Genomic DNA, 16,119 nt, shown 5'->3' on the forward strand with positions numbered 1-16,119 from the left:
GATGCAACTTGAACGTCGAAATGGACCGTCGCAATCTGGGTGGCACCTTCAACCAGCTGTTTGAGCTGTCGGCCGCCCTGGATCCCGCGAGCATCGAAGAGGTCTACCGCATCCGGCATGAGGTCTATTGCCGCGATCTGGGCTGGGAGCCTCTGCGCGAGGACGGCCTGGAAACCGACAAGTACGACCCGCAGTCCGTGCACTGTCTGCTGCGTCGGCGCGGCAGCGGTGAGCCGGTGGGCTGCACCCGCCTGGTCATGGCCTACCCCGGCCAGCCCGAGGCCCGCCTGCCCTTCGAGGTGAGCTGCGATGAGGTGATTGACCGCTCCATCATCGATCCCAGAGCCCTGCCCCGCCAAGATATTGGCGAGGTATCCCGGCTGGCCGTGATGAGCAACTTCCGGCAGCGCAAGGGCGAATCCGGCACCGCCGTCTCCATCTCGGAAGAAGACTTCGAGTCGCGCGGGCAGACGCCTCGCTTCCCCTTCATCCCCATCAGCCTCTACCTGGGCGCGGCCGCCATCGCGCGGCATCTGAATGTGGAGCATGTGTTCGTGCTGACCGAGCCGCGCCTGGCGGCCCATTTCACCCGCATCGGCTTCGATATCCACGGCATTGGTGGCACCATCGAGCACCGCGGCACCCGCATGCCCTCGCTGATCAGCTCCAGCAAGGTGGTGGCCAATCTGCGGCCGCTGATCAAGCCGCTTTACGAAGTCATCGAGGCGGCCGTGCTCGAGAACTTCCGCCAGAATCCCGAGTACCTGCCCGCCCTACGGGCCCGGCTCGCTGACGGTCCGCGCGCGCCTGGAGACACGCCCGAGCCAGCGTCTCGGCTCTGAGCGCGTCAGAGCGCGAAGATCTTGCCCGGATTCATGATGTTGCGGGGATCCAGGGCCAGCTTCAGCTGGCGCATCAGGGCCACGGCCCCCTCACCGGCCTCATCCACCAGAAAGCCCTGCTTGTGCAGGCCAATGCCATGCTCGCCGGTGCAGGTGCCCTCCAGCCGCAGGGCCCGCTGCACCATCTGGGCGGACAGGCGCTCGGCGGTCTCCCGTTCGGCCGGCACGGCGGGGTCGATCAGATAGCCCAGATGGAAGTTGCCGTCGCCCACATGGCCGACGATGAAATAGGGCAGCCCGGCCTCCTCCACCTCGCGCACCGACTCATTGATGCTCTCGGCCAGGCGTGAGATGGGCACGCAGGTATCCGTGGTCACGCAGCGGCAGCCCGGACGAGTCTGCAGGGCCGACAGATAGGCGTGGTGCCGCGCCGTCCAGAGCCTGCTGCGCGCCTCGGGCGTGGTGGCCCATTCAAAGTCCTCGCCGCCCAGGTCGCGGGCAATCTCCTGCACCAGCTGGGCCTGTTCCGCGACGCCGGCCTGCGAGCCATGAAACTCCATCAGCAGCATGGGCGCCTCGCGCAGGCCCAGGCGGTCGTGCAGATTGACGGCGCGTATGGCATTGGCGTCCAGCAGCTCGCAGCGCGCAATCGGCACACCCATCTGGATGATTTGGATGGTGGCCTGCACGGCCGCATCAATGCTGGGGAAAAAGCTGATGGCGGCCGACACCGCCTCGGGCAGCGGAAACAGCTTCAGCGTGACTTCGGTGATCACCCCCAGCGTCCCCTCGCTGCCCACGAACAGCCGGGTCAGGTCATAGCCGGCGCTGCTCTTGCGCGCGCGGGAGCCGGTGCGAATGATCTCGCCGCTGGCCGTGACCACGGTCAGGCCCAGCACGTTCTCGCGCATGGTGCCGTAGCGCACCGCGTTCGTCCCGCTGGCGCGCGTGGCCGCCATGCCGCCGATGGAGGCATCCGCCCCCGGGTCGATGGGAAAGAACAGGCCCTGGTGGCGGATCTCGGTATTGAGCTGGTTGCGCGTGACGCCGGCCTGCACCGTGACGGTCAGATCCTCGGCATTGACGCGCAGGATCTGCTTCATGCCCGAGAGGTCCAGGCTCACCCCGCCCTGTACCGCCAGCAGATGGCCCTCCAGCGAAGAACCGGCCCCGTAGGGAATCACGGGCACACCATGCTGCTGCGCCAGGGTCAGGACGGCCGCCACCTCCTCATTGCTCTGGGCATAGACCACACAGTCCGGCGGATCCACATCAAAGGGTGACTCGTCCCGACCATGCTGCTGGCGCACGGCCAGCGCCGTCGAGCAGCGCTCGCCAAAGCGGGCGCGCAAGGCCTCCAGCATGGCGTGCGGCAGCTCGCGCCGTGGGGAGGACTGCAGCAGCTCGGGGGCCGGACTGGGGTGGTTCATGCACTGTCTCCGAAGGGGATGCCGGCCCGCGCGGGGCCTCTTGACCCCGATTGTGCGCCGCCAGGCTGCTGGCGCGAGGCGCCAAAAAAAAGCCTGAGCGCTGTGCGCCCAGGCCTGGTCTGGCAGTCGGGGAACCCGACGATCACTCGCTCAGGCTGAAGGAGCGGTAGGCCGGATCGGCCTTGATCTCCGCCTCGCTGAAGGGCAGCTTGGCCCACTTGGCGCCCTTGAGGAAGACGTCCGAATAGAGCTTGGTCTGATCCGCGAAATGTGCGCTGAAGGTGTGCGTGCTCTGCGAATAGGTCAGCAGGCCTTCGGCCACCGGCCCATTGGCATCGAAGGTCACGAACTGCATATAGCTATTGCCATAGACCGGATCGCCGTACAGACCAGCGCTGAGGTTGCCGCGCACATTGTTGAAGGTGTAGCGGCCACCGGGGAAGGGAATCGGTGCCCCGTCGCGAATGACCACCTGCTTGCGGGCACTGACCTCCTCCAGCGCAAAGCCGTTGGCGGCGAACCACTGCACCGTGTCGGCCAGCAGAGTGCGGGCCTTGGTGTTGGCGGTGTTGAAGCCGCGCGGGGTCTGCACCGGATCGGCCGGGCTGTAGGCCACGCGCCAGTAGCTCGCGTCCTTGAGTTCACCGGCCAGCTCATAGAACTTGCGGAACAGCAGGGCGCCCGGATCCGTCATGCCCTCGGTCTTCTTCCAGATGGCCAACACGCCGCAGGCCTTGCTGATGTCGGTATCCACCCCCTTGGAGTCCTTGACCACAATGGGCGTGGGCTTGCCCTGACAGGTGGCGGCCAGGAACTCGTCCAGCCACATCTCCGCCTTGAAGAATCGGCTCTTGGCGTAGACCTGCTGCAGATTGGCCAGGGTGAAGCCGGTGCCGGCCAGGCCGTCGCTGCCCTTCATGCGGTCCAGCACCTGGGCAATGCCGGCGCGGGTGCGTTCGCCCTGCTCCGCGCCCTCGGCCACGGGGCCGGTGGCGATGATCTTGGGATGGCCGCTCAGGCGCACCTGATCATTGGGCAGCCAGTGGCTGTCATTGGCGTTGACGATGTAGTCATCACGCAGCACATAGGGACGCTGGGCGGCGGGAATGGCGCCGTTCCAGTTGCAGCTGCTCTTGCTGCCATCCATCAGCACCAGGCCGCGGCTGGCCAGCAAGAACTGGCCCGTGGGGCTGTTCACGCAGCTGGCCAGCTGCGCATCGCTGACATTGGCCGCCACCGAGTAATTGGCGTAGAGCGCTCGTCCGGCCCTGTCGGCCGCCATGGTGTTGACCCAGGGCATGGCGTTGTAGGTGGCCAGGTTCTGGCGCAGGGACTCGGCGCTGGTGGACTTGCCGTTGAGCAGGGCCTGGTCGATCAGGCGGTAATTGCCGTAATTGGCATCGCGCATGGCAAAGGCCGCTGCACCGCTCCAGGCGAAGGTCGCGCCATCGCTGAGCACCGGGCCGAAGTCGGTGCCGTACATCGTGCGCTCATGGGTCTTGAGACTGCCATCGGCCTGCAGCGCCTGCACGCTCACCGTGGTCTTGCTCATGGGCTTGAAGACCCCGTCCACCTGATAGCGCGTGGGATCGGCCGGGTCCAGCTTGAGCTGGAACAGGGTGAAGCGGTTGTCGGTGGAGAAGGTGTGGGTCCAGGCCACATCCTTGTTGAAGCCGATCAGCGGCACCACCGCGCCCAGCAGCGTAGCACCCATCACGTCGTACTGACCGGGAATGGTCATGTGCAGCTGGTGCAGACGCAGCGCCCCCCACCAGGGGAAGTGCGGGTTGCCCAGCACCATGCCGGCGCCGCTCTGGGTCACGCCCTTGCCCAGACCATAGCCATTGGAGCCGATCATGTGCTCGTACACCGCATCCGTGCCACGCACCAGGGGGCTGTTGAGCACGGCCATGCGCGTGCTCTGGGCGCGCAGGGCCTTGGCGCCAGGCAGCGTGGCAGAGGCCGTCTTGAGCACCGGCGGCTGTGCGCTGCCGATGGCGTTGATGAACTGCATCGAGCTGCCGGCCATGGCGGCCTGGCTGAAGCGCCAGTACATCTCCTCCTCGGTGAGCGGCTTGACCCAGGCCGCGCCCTTGCACTCGTTGGGCAGACCGTTCTCGCCCTTCTCGCGCAGATAGCGGTTGTAGCCCGCCACAAAGCCCGTCACCAGATCGCGCGTCTCCTGGCTGGCCGCCTCCTTCAGCGAGGTGGCCAGCTTGGGCGTCATCAAGAGCTTGTAGAAGAAGTCGGAGGACAGATTGGGCGTGAAATCGCCGAACTGGCCCAGATAGGTGATGGGCATGCCCTTGGCATCCACATCACCAAAGTAGCGCGAGCGCTCTCCGCGCAGGGTCACGGTCTCCTGGGCAAACAGGCAGACATGGTCGGTGGCGAAGGCATAGCCATAGCCATAGCCCAGACCCTTGAAGTTCTCGGCCTTGATATGCGGCACACCGTAGCTGGTGTAGCGGACTTCGGCCTGGAAGGTGGGCGCCGCCGTCGGCGGCGGATCGGCCGGATTCTGATCGCCGGAGCCACCTCCGCAGCCGGCCAGCAGGACCAGCGATGTCGCCAAGGCGACAGGGGTCAGGACTTGCGCGCGCAGGGCGCCCTTGGTCTTGCGCATTAGATGTCTCTCCTTAATATCTTGTTGTCTTGCGGCATCAAGCCGCGGGCTTTCCCCAGTCGGGTGCTGGCTATTATGAGGAGCGATAGGGACATCATGGTCCCTGCTAAACAACAACAGGAGACCCTATGCGTTTCGCCCCCTCTCCCATCATGTTCGGTCTGCTGTGCGCGCTCGCCAGCAGCAGCGTCCTGGCCTCGGGCTACCACTTCGGCTCCCAGTCGGCCTCGGCCCAAGGTACGGCCAACGCCAATGCCGCCGAAGCCAGCGACGCCACCGTGCTCTTCTACAACCCCGCCGGCATGACCCGCCTGGACGGCACCCAGGCCTCCGGCGTGCTGAACATCGTGGTGCCCAGCACCAAGTACAGCGACCAGGGCTCGGTCACCTCCTTTGGCCTGCCCATCAGCGGCGGTGACACCAAGAAGTTCGTCAAGACCACGGCCGTGCCCCATGGCTATCTGACGCACAAGCTCTCCAACGATCTGTCCGTGGGCATGGCCGTCTTCGTGCCCTTCGGCTCCAAGACCGAGTACGACAAGAACTGGGCCGGCCGCTACACCTCGCTGTCCACCGAGCTGACCACCATTGCCTTCAACCCCTCGGTGGCCTACAAGCTCAGCCCCAAGCTCAGCGTGGGCGCCGGTCTGACCGCCCAGTACATCGACGGCAAGCTGGTCAAGGGCGCCGACTTTGGTTCAGGCGCGCTGGGCAATCTGATCAACCAGCTGGTGGCTGCCAATGCCGCCGCCAACCCGGGCGTGCCGGTGCAGATGATCCGCGCCACCGTCATGAACCAGCTCTCCGGTCTGGTCAAGCAGGTCTCGGGCAATCCCGCCTACTCCGGCGGCGTGGAAGTCACGGGCGATGACTGGGGCTTCGGCTTCAATCTGGGCCTGATGTACGAGTACGACAAGGACACCCGCTTTGGCCTGGCCTACCGCTCGTCCATCAGCCACCAGCTTAAGGGCAATGCCACCTGGAATGTGGCCACCCCGGCCGGCAATCTGGCCACCCTGCTGAACACCGCCCTGGCTTCGGTGCAGCCCGGTGCCGGCACGGCCATTCAGCAGCGTCTGCTGGCGGCCTACACCAACAGCGATGCGCGCCTGAACATCGACACGCCGGAATCCCTGTCCTTCAACTTCTTCAAGCAGCATGAGCGCTTTGGCGTGATGGGTGACATCACCTGGACCCGTCACTCGCGCTTCAAGGAACTGCGCATCGACTTCGCCAACAACCTGCCGGACAGCAACACCCCGGAAAACTGGACCGATACCCTGCGCGCCTCCCTGGGCCTGAACTACCACTGGAGCGATGCCCTGACCCTGCGTGGCGGCGTGGCCTTTGACCAGTCGCCCGTCAACCCGCGCAACCGCACGGCCTCCCTGCCGGACAATGACCGCAGCTGGCTCTCGGCCGGCATGAACTGGAAGCTGGACAAGAAGCGCTCCATCGACCTGGCGGCCAGCTATGTGCATGTGAAGGCTGGCCAGATCGACCAGTTCGACAACGGCGGCATTACCGATGCCTCCGGCAGCCAGATCTGCGATGCCACGCGCAACACCTCCAGCTGCGCCACCACCCGGGGCCGCTACAAGCTGAACTCCCTGCTCTTCGGCGTGCAGTACAACCAGCAGTTCTGAGCACCGCAACAGCGCTACAAACCCCGCCCCGGCGGGGTTTTTTCTTGGCCGATGCCAGGACTTTGATCCAGCGGCTTGCATGCCCCAGGCGCCGGTGCCACCATGAAGACGGTCGGCAAGCGTCTGCTGCCTTGAGCGCGGCTGCCGGCCACACACGCAAAGGAGTGTTGCGCCATGTCCGATACCGCCAATGTGCTGCTGCTGATCCTGGTGCTTCTGCTTGTGGTGGGCGCCCTGCGCCTGGACTCGCTCAGACAGCTCTGGCGCGAGTGGCTGCGTCTGGGCGACAAGCCGGCCAGCCCCGCCGAGACGGCGGACGCGGGCCATGCCCACGGGCCCTATGTGCCGGGCCGTCCGCGTCCCCTGCACGGCGACGACCCGCGCCTAGCCCAGAAGCCGGCCTTCCACCGCCGGGGTCGCCGCCACTGAGAACGGCTTGAAAGCCCGTCGCGTCTGAGGGCCGGGCTTCTGGGGCAAGATGCAGGCCTTTTCCAAGCAAGACCTGCAAACCGCCCATGGCCAACCGACTTTCCCAGATCGCAACCCGCACCGGTGACGACGGCAGCACCGGCCTCGGTGACGGCAGCCGCGTGCCCAAGGACCATCTGCGCGTGATGGCCATGGGCGATGTGGACGAACTCAACTCCCAGATCGGCGTGCTCCTGGCCGAGCCCCTGCCCGAGGATGTGCGCGAGCTCCTGATCACCATCCAGCACGAGCTCTTCAATCTGGGCGGCGAGCTTTGCATGCCCGGCTACAGCCTGCTCAAGGAAGACGCCGTGCTGCGCCTGGACCAGGCCCTGGCCGACCACAACGCCACCCTGCCCCGCCTGGCCGAGTTCATCCTGCCGGCGGGCACGCGCAGCGCCGCCATCGCCCATGTCTGCCGCACCGTGGCCCGCCGCGCCGAGCGCGCCGTGGTCACCCTGGCCGCACAGGAGACCATCAACGCCGCCCCGCGCCAGTATCTGAACCGGCTCTCCGACCTGCTCTTTGTGCTGGCCCGCGTGCTCAACCGCGCCAATCTCGATGGCAAGGGCGGGGACGATGTCTACTGGCACAGCGAACGCCTGCAACGCCAGCAGGAGCAGGCCGGGGACTGAGCCTCGCTGCGCTACGCTTGAGCGGCATCCAGGCGGGCGACGGCCTCGCGCAGGCGTTGAGCAAAGGCCTCGCGCAGCGCGGGGGGCTCCAGCACCTGCACCTGCCCCGCATGGCGCAGCAGGTCCATCAGCAGCTCCGTGGCCTCCCCATAGGGCAGGACCAGCTCCCAGCGCCCGTCCTCCAGCCAGCGGCTGCGCTGGGCCGGATGCCATTCCTCGCGTGACACCCATGGCGCCGCCTCGGCGCTGAACACCAGCTTGGCCTGCAGCATCTGGCCAGCCCCCGCGGCAAAGATGCCATAACCCCGGTCCAGCTCGGCCTCCAGGGTCGCCAGATCTGCCGCCTGGGCCGGCGTGTCCAGCAGCCGGGCCTGCTCCATGGCGTCCAGCGCAAAACGCCGCCAGCCCTCGCTGCGGTGGCACCAGGCATCCAGGTACCAGGTGTTGCGGTAGTGCACCAGACGCTGGGGCGAGATCTCGCGCTCGGAGCGCTCCGCACCGCCGCCCCCGCGCTTGCGGTAGGCAATATGCAGGCGGCGCCGCTGCACCACGGCGCTGCCCACGGTCTCGAAGAACTCGCTGGCCACCCGCCGCCGCGCGGTGCTGATCAGCTTCACGCGCCGCGTGATCTGCTGCGCCTCCTGGGCGTCGGCACCCAGCATGCTGCTGAGCTTGTCGAACATGGGCTGCAGATGCCGGCTCAGCAGGCCGTTCTCGTCCAGACCGGAGAGCAGCTGGTGCATGGTCAGGAGGGCATGCAGCTCCTTCTCGCTGAACCAGACGCCCGGCAGCTCATGCTGCTGGCCGCGCCACTGCTGGCCGAAGCGGTAGCCATTGGCCAGGGCGTCGTACTCGATGGGGGCGCCCAGGCGCTCGCGCAGGTATTGCAGATCGCGCTTGAGCGTGGCCGGCGACACCTCCAGGGCCTCCAGCAAAGTGGCGAAGCTCACGCATTCGCGCCCGCGTATCAGCATCTCGATCTTGTAGAAGCGCTCGGTGCGGTCCATGGCGGGACGGGCCCTCCTGCCCAAATTTGTCAGTAGCCTGCGCGTCTTTTGCAGGCCTCGATAGGTAGCTCATCCAGTGAGCCACCCGCGATCCACACTGTGCCATATCAACAGGAGCACACCATGGCACAGATCGCAGCAGCCGCTTCCATCGCCCACCCGGGCAGCCCCGTCTCCGCCGCCCAGCTGGAGCTGGCGGGCTTTGTGGACCCAGCCACTGGCACCGCCCCGGCCGCTGAGCCCGCCGCGGCACGCTGCAGCAATGATCTGGGTTTCGAGCTGGGCTTTGACCACGCCCGTCACGGCCTGACCCCGCCGGTGGCCCATCTCTCGCATCAATCCCCCCTGCTGCAGGGCTGGCAGGCCGGCATGGCCACCTTCGGCCGCCGCCCGGGGCCCCGCCCCTCGCGCGCCACCAAGCTCTGGCTGGCCCTGCGCCTGCACGCCTGGCAGCGCGGCCGCGCCTTTGAAGAGGTGGAGCTCACCCCCAATCATCTGCAGCAGCTGCTGGGTGTCAGCCATTGCCCCATCCTGCGCTGCCCCCTTGGGGAGCAGATCTCGGTGGACCGGGTGCGCGACGACGCCGGCTATGCCGCCGGCAATCTGGCCGTGATGAGTCCCGGCGCCAATGCGGCCAAGGCCCGTCATGGCTGGGCCAGCGCCAGCGAGCTGGCGCGCAGCCTCAGCCAAGGCCCCATCCGCAGCGTGGCCGGCCTGGACGCCGCCCAGTGGCAGCGCGTGGCCGTGCTGTGCAGCTTTGTCACCGAGCTGCCGCACGAGGAAGCAGCCCAGATTCCGCTGCATGTGCTGCCGCCCAACCGCCTGCGTCTGTTCAACCCCATCCAGGCACTGCAGGCCCTGATAACGCGACAGCTGGCCACGCCGGGCTGGAGCGCCCGCCTGGCTCGCCTGGAGGCTCTGCTGCACGGCGAGGCCCTGCGCGCCGACTTCAACCGCTTTGTGCTGGCCCTGGCACCGCGGGTGTTGCAGCTGGGACAGGGCACGCTGACCGAGGCCCAGCAGATTCGCTGGGCGCTTGAAGATGCCTGGAGCCAGCCTCTGGTGATGAAGCGCTGGACGCGACTCGCCCTGCAGCTCAGCGCGGCGCAGGCCGAGCAGCTGGTGCAGCGTGCCGCGGCCAAGCAGCTGTGTCCCGTGCATGTGCAACGCCACGCACAACCCCGTGCCACCGAGGGCTGGGCGCTGGATCGGGGCGGCTACCGGACCCACCACCCGCAGCCAACGCACTGAAGGCCTCAGAGGGCCAGGTCTTGCCCAGCTTCAGGGCAGGCCGGGGCTCAGGCGTTCCATGCCCCCCATCTGGTCCTGCAGGGCCACGTGATAGCCCAGCTGGCCGAACCAGTTGGCCCAATGCTGGGCCTGGGATTTGCTGGGCAGCCAGGGGCCTGTTCGGTCCATATGGATGCGGTAACCGCGGCGCTCGTAGAAGACGACGCGCCACATGCCGGTAGTGGTGGAGGTGGAACGATCGAAGCTGTTCATGATGCTTGGGGCGTGCGCAATCTAGCAGAGCTCCGCACGCTCCAAGGGCAGGGTTTGCTCACAGGCCCGCCAAGAATTTCTCACTGCTCACGAGTTCCAGCGGCCGCGCCACGCGATGGCGCTCGAAGTAGGCCTGCAAGGCCGGGCTGTCGCTGACCAGCCAACGTGCCCGGGCCTGGCGTGCCAGGGTCAGGGCTTGCCTTTGCAGCAAGGGCAGCCCGCGCTGCGGGCGCAGGGGCTGACTCGTCTGCGGGCGCTGGACCACCTGGGCATAGGGCAGAAAGTCCGCCAGCAGCTCCTGCTGCTGCGCCGCCGACAGCCCCAGGCTGGGTGCGCCCAGCGCCAACATCAGGCCACGGGCCGCGTCGGCATCCACCAGGGGCTGGCAAGCGGCGTCCTGCCAGGACTGGCGCAGGGCCTGGGCAGCGCTCGAACCGGCGAGCAGGCTGCGCAGCAGCAGCGCGGTATCAAAGACAACACGGGGTGCCGCAGCTGCCACGGCCGGCCGGCGGTTCACCGCGCGGCGGCCTTGCGAGCGGCCGGCTTGCGGCCCGCGCTGGCAGGGCTGCGGCTCTTGGCCGGCTGGGGCTTCTTGGCCACGGCCTTGGTGGCTACTGGCTGCGCCTGGGCGGCAGCCGGCACGTCCTGGGCCTGAGCCGCAAAGTCCAGGGCCGCCGCAATATCGGCCTCGTCCAGAGACAGCTCGGCCAGCTTGGCGCGCACCGCGTCACCGCGCTGTATGCGCACCGGGGTCAGGATGATCTGCCCGCCCTTGGCCTGTACCTCGAAGTACTGCACGGGCCCCAGCGCCTGCGTCACGCTCTTGGGCAGGGTGAGCTGGTTCTTGGAGGTAATCTTGGCCAGCACGGCAGCCGCTGCACTTGCAGTCATGGTGAAGAAGGCTCGACGGGCCGAGCCGCGAAACTCAGACCAGGGAGCGCTGCAGACGCAGTTCCTCGATGCGCGTGCCACTCACCTCGGTGGTCTTGGCACTGCCCAGCTCACGCTTGAAGCCGGCCAGCTCGAAGAAGCGCAGCGCGCGCTCATTGCGCAGATAGGTCCACAGCGTGACCTTGGTGCAGCCCTCTTCCTGCAGACCATCGCGGGCCGCATCCCAGAGGGCCAGACCCACGCCCTTGTCCCAGTGCACGGGATTGGCGTACATGGCCCAGATCTCACCGGTGGTGGAGGGGGTGCCCTTGTCACGCGAACGGTCGAAACCCACGAAGCCCATAATCTCGTTGTCGAGATGGGCCACCATCACCTGGGGCTCGCACAGATCGATGGCCTCACGCCAAAAGGCCTGGCGCTTCTGGACCGACAGGCTGTCCAGCGTGGTGTCGGGCAGCAGACCGCGGTAAGCGTCCTGCCAGGCTGCAACATGGATTTCAGCAATGGCTTTGGCATCACGCAGCGTGGCCGGGCGGACCTGGATACTGGACATACGGAACTCGAAAGAAACTCAGGGGACGGCGAAAAAACGCAAGGGCGGGATTTTGCGCGCCAAAAAGCCGTCAAGCGGCGCTTGACAGCAGGATATTTTTTGCTCCGCCTGTGAGCCCTGCGCGCTCAGTCCGAGCCCGCTGGCGCGGGGTATTTGCGCGCATTGAGCGTGAGCTTGCGCTCCACGGCCGCCTCGATGTCCACTCCGCTATGGGCCGCGATCTGCAGCAGGTAGAGCAGCACATCGGCGATCTCCTCGCCCAGATGCTCGCGCCGGGCCGCATCCAGGTTCTGCGACTCCTCGGGGGTGAGCCACTGGAAGATCTCCACCAGCTCGGCAGCCTCCACCACCATGGCCATGGCCAGGTTCTTGGGCGTCTGGTAGGGCTGCCACTGCCGCGCCGCGGCAAAGTCTCGCAAGCGCTGCTGAAGGTTTTCGATGTCCATGCCGCCAGTGTGTCACGCCCCGGCTGTCACCTCGGCGACAGCCCGGCACAGTCTAGACGCAAGCCTCCAAAGCAGTCTGCCCTCCGCAACAGCACGGGGTTTGCACCCGCGTAGCGTCGGCGGCCGCTGGCTAGAGTCAAGGCACCGGCGCCCGCGGGGAGCTTCCCCACCGCTTTTCGGGCCGCCGATTACTGGAGACAGCGATGAAAAAATTCAAGATCAGCATGCTGAGCCTGGCCCTGCTGGCCCTGGCCGGTTGTGGCGGCGGCGGTGACGATGCCATTCCCGTCGATGACAGCGTCAGCAGCGTCAAGGTCTTTGGCGACAGCCTGGCCGATGTCGGCACCTTTGGCATCCGCTTCACCGTGCAGACGGGCGAGGCCAGCACCTTCCCCGAGCGTGTGGCCGCGGCCTATGGCCTGAGCGGTCAGTGCAACTACTACGCCTTCACCGGCACCACCTTCACCCTCAACAGCAAGGCCGGTTGCACCAACTACGCCATCGGTGGCGGGGTCATCAACAACAGCAACCCGGCCGATCCGCGCGGCATTCCGCTGCAGCTGGTGGCGGCCAATGGCTTCAAGCCCAGTGATCTGCTGCTGATCGACGGCGGTGGCAACGATGCGGCCAACCTGGTCACCGCCTACCTCTCGGTGCCCAAGGACAAGGGTGACGCCTACGCCAAGCTGCTGGGCACCCTGCTGCCCTCGGCCCAGGTGGGCACGGCCCTGGCCGGCGGCGCCAGCAGCATCGCGGCCATCGGCGTGCCCTATATGCAGGCCCTGGCCCAGAAGTTCGCCAGCAGCATCAAGGACCAGGCCCTGGACAAGGGCGCCCGTCGCGTGGCCCTGCTGAACATGCCCGGCATCACCAACACGCCGCGCTTCCAGACCGTGCTGGACAGCATTGCCGCCGCCAGCGGCGGTGGCACGGCCGGCGCCACCGCACGCGCCCAGTCCGAGGCCCTGTTCAAGAGCTGGGTCGAGGCCTACAACGCCGAGCTGGCCAAGCAGTTCACCGGTCAGGACAAGGTGGTGATCGTGGACTTCTACACCACCTTCAACCAGCAGATGGCCACGCCGGCCCAGTTCGGGCTCAGCAATGTCAAGACGCCGGCTTGCCCGGTCAAGGGCCTGGGCAGCGATGGTCTGCCCAGCTATGACTTCCCCAGCTGCACGGCCCCGGCCCTCTCGGCCAACCCGCCGGCCGGTGTCAGCGGTGGCGCCGACTGGTGGAAGACCTATCTGTTCTCGGACGGCTTCCACCCCACGCCCCTGGGTCACCAGCAGATCGCCTCGGCCATCACCACGGCACTCAAGGCCAAGGGCTGGCTGAAGTAAAGCCAAGGCTGTTTTCGGGGAAGCGGCGCCCGCCCTTCCCCCGCTCAGGGAGCCCGCGCGGCTCCCTTTTTCATGTCCTGTATTTCTTCCTTGTTTTTTAACTTATCTCTTTAGTCGTATTGGTAGAGGACGGCCCTGTCTGTGGACAGCCGCCAAAAAGCTTTGCGCCACAAGGACTTGGCCGGGCTCAAAGTCTGTGAGCCGACCCCGGGACAGGCAGGTGCAGAAATCGGAACAAGTTCCAGCCGCTCGCGGGTGCTGTGGACAAGCCTGCACTTGTTCAAGCGCCATCCACAGACTTGTCCACATGGGCCGATGCCCGGGCCTCAATCGATGCCCACCACCTTGTGCATCTGCACCGAGAGCTTCCACTGCGGATGGGCCAGGCAGTACTCAATGGCCTCGCGCGCGTGCTGCTTCTGCAGCAGGGGCGTGTCCATGGGCTGCAGGTAGAAGTGCTGGAAGTCCAGGCCGGCAAAGCGCTCCGGCCGGGCCAGGGGCTGGGGCCAGACCAGCTTGAGCTCGTGGCCGCGGGTCAGCACGATCTCGGCATCGGCCTTGGGGCTGACGCAGATCCAGTCCAGCCCCGCCGGTGCGGGCTGGGTGCCATTGGTCTCCACCGCCACCTCGAAGCCCTGGGCATGCAGGGCCTCGATCAGGGGCTCGTCCAGCTGCAACAGAGGCTCGCCGCCGGTGCACACCACATAGGGCTTGCCGCCCGGGCCACCCGCCCACTTGGCCGCCACGGCCGCGGCCAGCTCGGCCGCAGTGGCGAACTTGCCGCCCCCCTGGCCATCGGTACCCACGAAGTCGGTATCGCAGAAGCTGCAGACCGCCTCCGCGCGGTCCTGCTCCCGCCCGCTCCAGAGGTTGCAGCCGGCAAAGCGGCAGAACACCGCCGGCCGCCCGGCCTGGGCGCCCTCACCCTGCAGGGTGTAGAACATTTCCTTGACCGCATAAGTCATCTCGCCAGCCCTCCCCTCAGACCGGAATCAGCTCGTCCGCGCGGTCCACGCTGACGATGGCGCCCGAACCCCGGGTCTCGTACAGATCCACCCGGTCGATCTGCGGCAGCACCGCCCGGCCCTTGGCCAGCACCCAGGCCGCCAGGCTGGCCGCATCGCCATCCGGCAGATCGGCGATCTCGTACAGCGGCCGGTGGTCGATGGCCTTGAAGATGGGATCGAACAGGGTCTTCACATCGCCAAAGTCCACGGTCCAGCCCTGCACCTCATCCAGCGGCGCGCTCAGATGCAGGCGCAGGGTGTAGGTGTGGCCATGGATGCCGCGCAGCGGGTGCTCGGCGGGGGCGCGCTTGAGCTGGATGGCGGAGTCCAGGGTCAGCTCCTTCCAGATGCGGTAGCGGCTGCCGTCGTAATTGGCACCGCAGGAGCCGGTCTCATAGACCGTGACCCAGCTCAGCTCGGGCAGCTGGGGCTTGAGCCGCTCCCACAGCCAGGCCGAGATCACCTCGCTGGTCGGATTGGCCAGGCCCTCGATGCTGTTGAGGCACTGGTAGTTGAGCTGCATGTGGAAGGGCGCCCAGACCTCGTCCAGATGGTCGTAGTCCACCGCCAGATCGCGCTCGCCCAGGTCCTGGTTGGCATGCAGGATCACTTCAAAGCCATGGCCGTGCATGCGGCCGCACTTGTGGCCGGCCGGCACATTGGGCAGCTGGTGCGCGGCCTGGAAGCGGTAGCGGCGCCAGACATGGGCCTGTCCGGACACATCCAGATCCACGCCCGAGTGCTGGGTGCTCTGGATGCCCACCTGCTGGATGCCGGGCACGCCGAACTCGGTCTCCAGGCGCTGGCGTATCCAGCGCGCGATGTTCTCGTCGGTGGGCTGGGCCAGGCTGTCATTGAGCAGGGCATGGTCCAGGGGCGCGACGCAGGCTTCCAGGCGGCGGCGCAGCTCCTCGACTTCTGCGCCGGGGAAAGACGCCCAGCCCTGCGGCAGCAGGGCACGCACGGTGGCGAAATAGCTGTGGCCGTGCAGGCCATGGCTGCGATGCGAACTCGGCAAGGCCGGAATGCGGCAGGCCGACTCGAAACCGCCGGAGGCGGTGTGAAGTGTGGAATGGATCTGGCTCATAGGGAGAGGCGGCAGTGTGACATGGGCCGCCATGGGCGCCTAGGGCGAAGCCGGGCGGGGCAAAAAGGGGCGGAGGCACTTGTACAGCGCTGCGTTTGTTATTCCTGTCTTATTGATTTATCAAATTGGTAGTCTTAGTAGAGGGGCCGCCAGCCTGTGGACAAGCCAGATTTTCCCTTTTGCGACAAAGGTTTGTCTTGCGATCAAGCTTGTGGGCCGACCCGGGCACAAATTCGGGCTCAACAGACAACAACTTGGCGAAACGCGCCGACCCTGTGGATAAGCAGGGTCTTGTTCAAGAATTATTCACAGACTTGTGCATAAGTCCGGATGGATTTTGGGCTTGTCGGGCCCGAGCCGGGCGCTCGAGCTGCGCCAGCCCGCTCACAGGGCAAGGGGGTTGCTCATGGCCACGCTCTTCTCGGTGATGTCCTGGAACGTGGAGCACTTCAAGGAAGACCCGGCCCGCGTGGGCCGGGTGGTGGAGTTCATGAAGCAGCAGAACCCGGATGTGTTCGGGCTCTACGAGGTAGAGGGCTCCATGGTCTTCGGCCAGCTGGTCACCATCAACAAAGGTGGGCAGAACCACTGCCTGCTCTATTTCGAGATCCACAGCTGAGCACTGCGATCATCGGCCG

Annotated in this window: 17 protein-coding genes; 7 read left to right on the forward strand and 10 right to left on the reverse strand. The window is 66.6% G+C overall.

From position 1 onward, the window contains the following. Window positions 1–8: 8 nt before the first annotated feature. The gene (locus tag DFR39_RS02095) at window positions 9–842 is read left to right on the forward strand and encodes a PEP-CTERM/exosortase system-associated acyltransferase (protein WP_211343768.1); all 834 of its coding nucleotides are present in this window, start codon (window positions 9–11) and stop codon (window positions 840–842) included. Between the two features lie 5 nt (window positions 843–847). On the opposite strand, the gene DFR39_RS02100 is transcribed toward DFR39_RS02095, so the two are convergent. Both DFR39_RS02100 and DFR39_RS02105 read right to left on the reverse strand, forming a co-directional pair. After that, the gene (locus DFR39_RS02100) at window positions 848–2,272 is read right to left on the reverse strand and encodes an FAD-binding oxidoreductase (protein ID WP_133601873.1); all 1,425 of its coding nucleotides are present in this window, start codon (window positions 2,270–2,272) and stop codon (window positions 848–850) included. Window positions 2,273–2,414: 142 nt separating this feature from the next. Continuing rightward, window positions 2,415–4,898 carry a penicillin acylase family protein gene (locus DFR39_RS02105; protein WP_133601874.1) on the reverse strand — a complete coding sequence of 828 codons (2,484 nt, stop codon included), beginning with the start codon at window positions 4,896–4,898 and terminating at the stop codon, window positions 2,415–2,417. Window positions 4,899–5,026: 128 nt separating this feature from the next. Between DFR39_RS02105 and DFR39_RS02110 the strand changes: the two genes are divergently transcribed. The 3 genes from DFR39_RS02110 to DFR39_RS02120 all read left to right on the forward strand — a co-directional run bounded on the left by DFR39_RS02110 (window position 5,027) and on the right by DFR39_RS02120 (window position 7,647). Continuing rightward, entirely contained in the window at window positions 5,027–6,544 is a 1,518-nt protein-coding gene (locus DFR39_RS02110; protein WP_133601875.1) for an OmpP1/FadL family transporter, read from the forward strand. A 174-nt stretch (window positions 6,545–6,718) separates the two neighbouring features. Beyond that, window positions 6,719–6,973: a hypothetical protein gene (locus tag DFR39_RS02115; RefSeq protein WP_133601876.1), complete on the forward strand. Its 255-nt coding sequence runs from the start codon at window positions 6,719–6,721 to the stop codon at window positions 6,971–6,973. 86 nt (window positions 6,974–7,059) lie between these two features. Beyond that, a complete protein-coding gene (locus DFR39_RS02120; RefSeq protein ID WP_133601877.1) occupies window positions 7,060–7,647 on the forward strand; it encodes a cob(I)yrinic acid a,c-diamide adenosyltransferase in 588 nt (195 codons plus the stop codon). 11 nt (window positions 7,648–7,658) lie between these two features. Here DFR39_RS02120 and DFR39_RS02125 read toward each other — a convergent pair whose 3' ends face one another. Then, on the reverse strand, window positions 7,659–8,654 hold the full coding sequence (locus DFR39_RS02125) for a helix-turn-helix transcriptional regulator (RefSeq protein WP_133601878.1): 996 nt from the start codon (window positions 8,652–8,654) through the stop codon (window positions 7,659–7,661). 123 nt (window positions 8,655–8,777) lie between these two features. Between DFR39_RS02125 and DFR39_RS02130 the strand changes: the two genes are divergently transcribed. Further along, a complete protein-coding gene (locus DFR39_RS02130) occupies window positions 8,778–9,905 on the forward strand; it encodes a hypothetical protein (RefSeq protein WP_133601879.1) in 1,128 nt (375 codons plus the stop codon). Between the two features lie 30 nt (window positions 9,906–9,935). Here DFR39_RS02130 and DFR39_RS02135 read toward each other — a convergent pair whose 3' ends face one another. From DFR39_RS02135 to DFR39_RS02155, 5 genes are all read right to left on the reverse strand, one after another. Beyond that, the gene (locus DFR39_RS02135) at window positions 9,936–10,157 is read right to left on the reverse strand and encodes a hypothetical protein (protein WP_133601880.1); all 222 of its coding nucleotides are present in this window, start codon (window positions 10,155–10,157) and stop codon (window positions 9,936–9,938) included. Window positions 10,158–10,215: 58 nt separating this feature from the next. Further along, window positions 10,216–10,674, reverse strand: coding sequence for a PIN domain-containing protein (locus tag DFR39_RS02140; protein WP_133601881.1), 459 nt, complete (start codon window positions 10,672–10,674; stop codon window positions 10,216–10,218). Beyond that, window positions 10,671–11,048 carry an AbrB/MazE/SpoVT family DNA-binding domain-containing protein gene (locus tag DFR39_RS20055; RefSeq protein WP_246030648.1) on the reverse strand — a complete coding sequence of 126 codons (378 nt, stop codon included), beginning with the start codon at window positions 11,046–11,048 and terminating at the stop codon, window positions 10,671–10,673. The genes DFR39_RS02140 and DFR39_RS20055 overlap by 4 nt, the downstream gene beginning before the upstream one ends. A gap of 34 nt (window positions 11,049–11,082) precedes the next feature. Continuing rightward, window positions 11,083–11,601, reverse strand: a complete 519-nt coding sequence (locus DFR39_RS02150; RefSeq protein ID WP_133601882.1) for a GNAT family N-acetyltransferase — start codon at window positions 11,599–11,601, stop codon at window positions 11,083–11,085. A gap of 125 nt (window positions 11,602–11,726) precedes the next feature. Next, window positions 11,727–12,047: a nucleotide pyrophosphohydrolase gene (locus DFR39_RS02155; RefSeq protein WP_133601883.1), complete on the reverse strand. Its 321-nt coding sequence runs from the start codon at window positions 12,045–12,047 to the stop codon at window positions 11,727–11,729. 203 nt (window positions 12,048–12,250) lie between these two features. Here DFR39_RS02155 and DFR39_RS02160 point away from each other — a divergent pair, with 203 nt between their 5' ends. Next, window positions 12,251–13,387, forward strand: coding sequence for an SGNH/GDSL hydrolase family protein (locus DFR39_RS02160; RefSeq protein ID WP_133601884.1), 1,137 nt, complete (start codon window positions 12,251–12,253; stop codon window positions 13,385–13,387). Window positions 13,388–13,713: 326 nt separating this feature from the next. Here the strand turns inward: DFR39_RS02160 and queE are convergent, their stop codons facing one another. Next, the gene (gene queE / locus DFR39_RS02165; RefSeq protein ID WP_133601885.1) at window positions 13,714–14,352 is read right to left on the reverse strand and encodes a 7-carboxy-7-deazaguanine synthase; all 639 of its coding nucleotides are present in this window, start codon (window positions 14,350–14,352) and stop codon (window positions 13,714–13,716) included. A gap of 16 nt (window positions 14,353–14,368) precedes the next feature. Next, the gene (locus DFR39_RS02170; protein ID WP_133601886.1) at window positions 14,369–15,481 is read right to left on the reverse strand and encodes a 6-carboxytetrahydropterin synthase; all 1,113 of its coding nucleotides are present in this window, start codon (window positions 15,479–15,481) and stop codon (window positions 14,369–14,371) included. A 406-nt stretch (window positions 15,482–15,887) separates the two neighbouring features. Between DFR39_RS02170 and DFR39_RS02175 the strand changes: the two genes are divergently transcribed. Further along, window positions 15,888–16,100, forward strand: a complete 213-nt coding sequence (locus DFR39_RS02175; RefSeq protein ID WP_133601887.1) for an endonuclease/exonuclease/phosphatase family protein — start codon at window positions 15,888–15,890, stop codon at window positions 16,098–16,100. Window positions 16,101–16,119: the final 19 nt, after the last annotated feature.

This window comes from Roseateles asaccharophilus, assembly GCF_004362405.1.
GTDB classification, from domain to species: Bacteria; Pseudomonadota; Gammaproteobacteria; order Burkholderiales; family Burkholderiaceae_C; genus Kinneretia; species Kinneretia asaccharophila.

Bases quoted from the DNA above. Each gene is read 5' to 3' on its own strand.
- DFR39_RS02100 (WP_133601873.1), bottom strand. From the start codon at position 2,272: ATGAACCACCCCAGTCCGGCCCCCGAGCTGCTGCAGTCCTCCCCACGG.
- DFR39_RS02105 (WP_133601874.1), bottom strand. From the start codon at position 4,898: ATGCGCAAGACCAAGGGCGCCCTGCGCGCGCAAGTCCTGACCCCTGTC.
- DFR39_RS02110 (WP_133601875.1), top strand. From the start codon at position 5,027: ATGCGTTTCGCCCCCTCTCCCATCATGTTCGGTCTGCTGTGCGCGCTC.
- DFR39_RS02115 (WP_133601876.1), top strand. From the start codon at position 6,719: ATGTCCGATACCGCCAATGTGCTGCTGCTGATCCTGGTGCTTCTGCTT.
- DFR39_RS02120 (WP_133601877.1), top strand. From the start codon at position 7,060: ATGGCCAACCGACTTTCCCAGATCGCAACCCGCACCGGTGACGACGGC.
- DFR39_RS02125 (WP_133601878.1), bottom strand. From the start codon at position 8,654: ATGGACCGCACCGAGCGCTTCTACAAGATCGAGATGCTGATACGCGGG.
- DFR39_RS02130 (WP_133601879.1), top strand. From the start codon at position 8,778: ATGGCACAGATCGCAGCAGCCGCTTCCATCGCCCACCCGGGCAGCCCC.
- DFR39_RS02135 (WP_133601880.1), bottom strand. From the start codon at position 10,157: ATGAACAGCTTCGATCGTTCCACCTCCACCACTACCGGCATGTGGCGC.
- DFR39_RS20055 (WP_246030648.1), bottom strand. From the start codon at position 11,048: ATGACTGCAAGTGCAGCGGCTGCCGTGCTGGCCAAGATTACCTCCAAG.
- DFR39_RS02150 (WP_133601882.1), bottom strand. From the start codon at position 11,601: ATGTCCAGTATCCAGGTCCGCCCGGCCACGCTGCGTGATGCCAAAGCC.
- DFR39_RS02155 (WP_133601883.1), bottom strand. From the start codon at position 12,047: ATGGACATCGAAAACCTTCAGCAGCGCTTGCGAGACTTTGCCGCGGCG.
- DFR39_RS02160 (WP_133601884.1), top strand. From the start codon at position 12,251: ATGAAAAAATTCAAGATCAGCATGCTGAGCCTGGCCCTGCTGGCCCTG.
- queE (WP_133601885.1), bottom strand. From the start codon at position 14,352: ATGACTTATGCGGTCAAGGAAATGTTCTACACCCTGCAGGGTGAGGGC.
- DFR39_RS02170 (WP_133601886.1), bottom strand. From the start codon at position 15,481: ATGAGCCAGATCCATTCCACACTTCACACCGCCTCCGGCGGTTTCGAG.
- DFR39_RS02175 (WP_133601887.1), top strand. From the start codon at position 15,888: ATGGCCACGCTCTTCTCGGTGATGTCCTGGAACGTGGAGCACTTCAAG.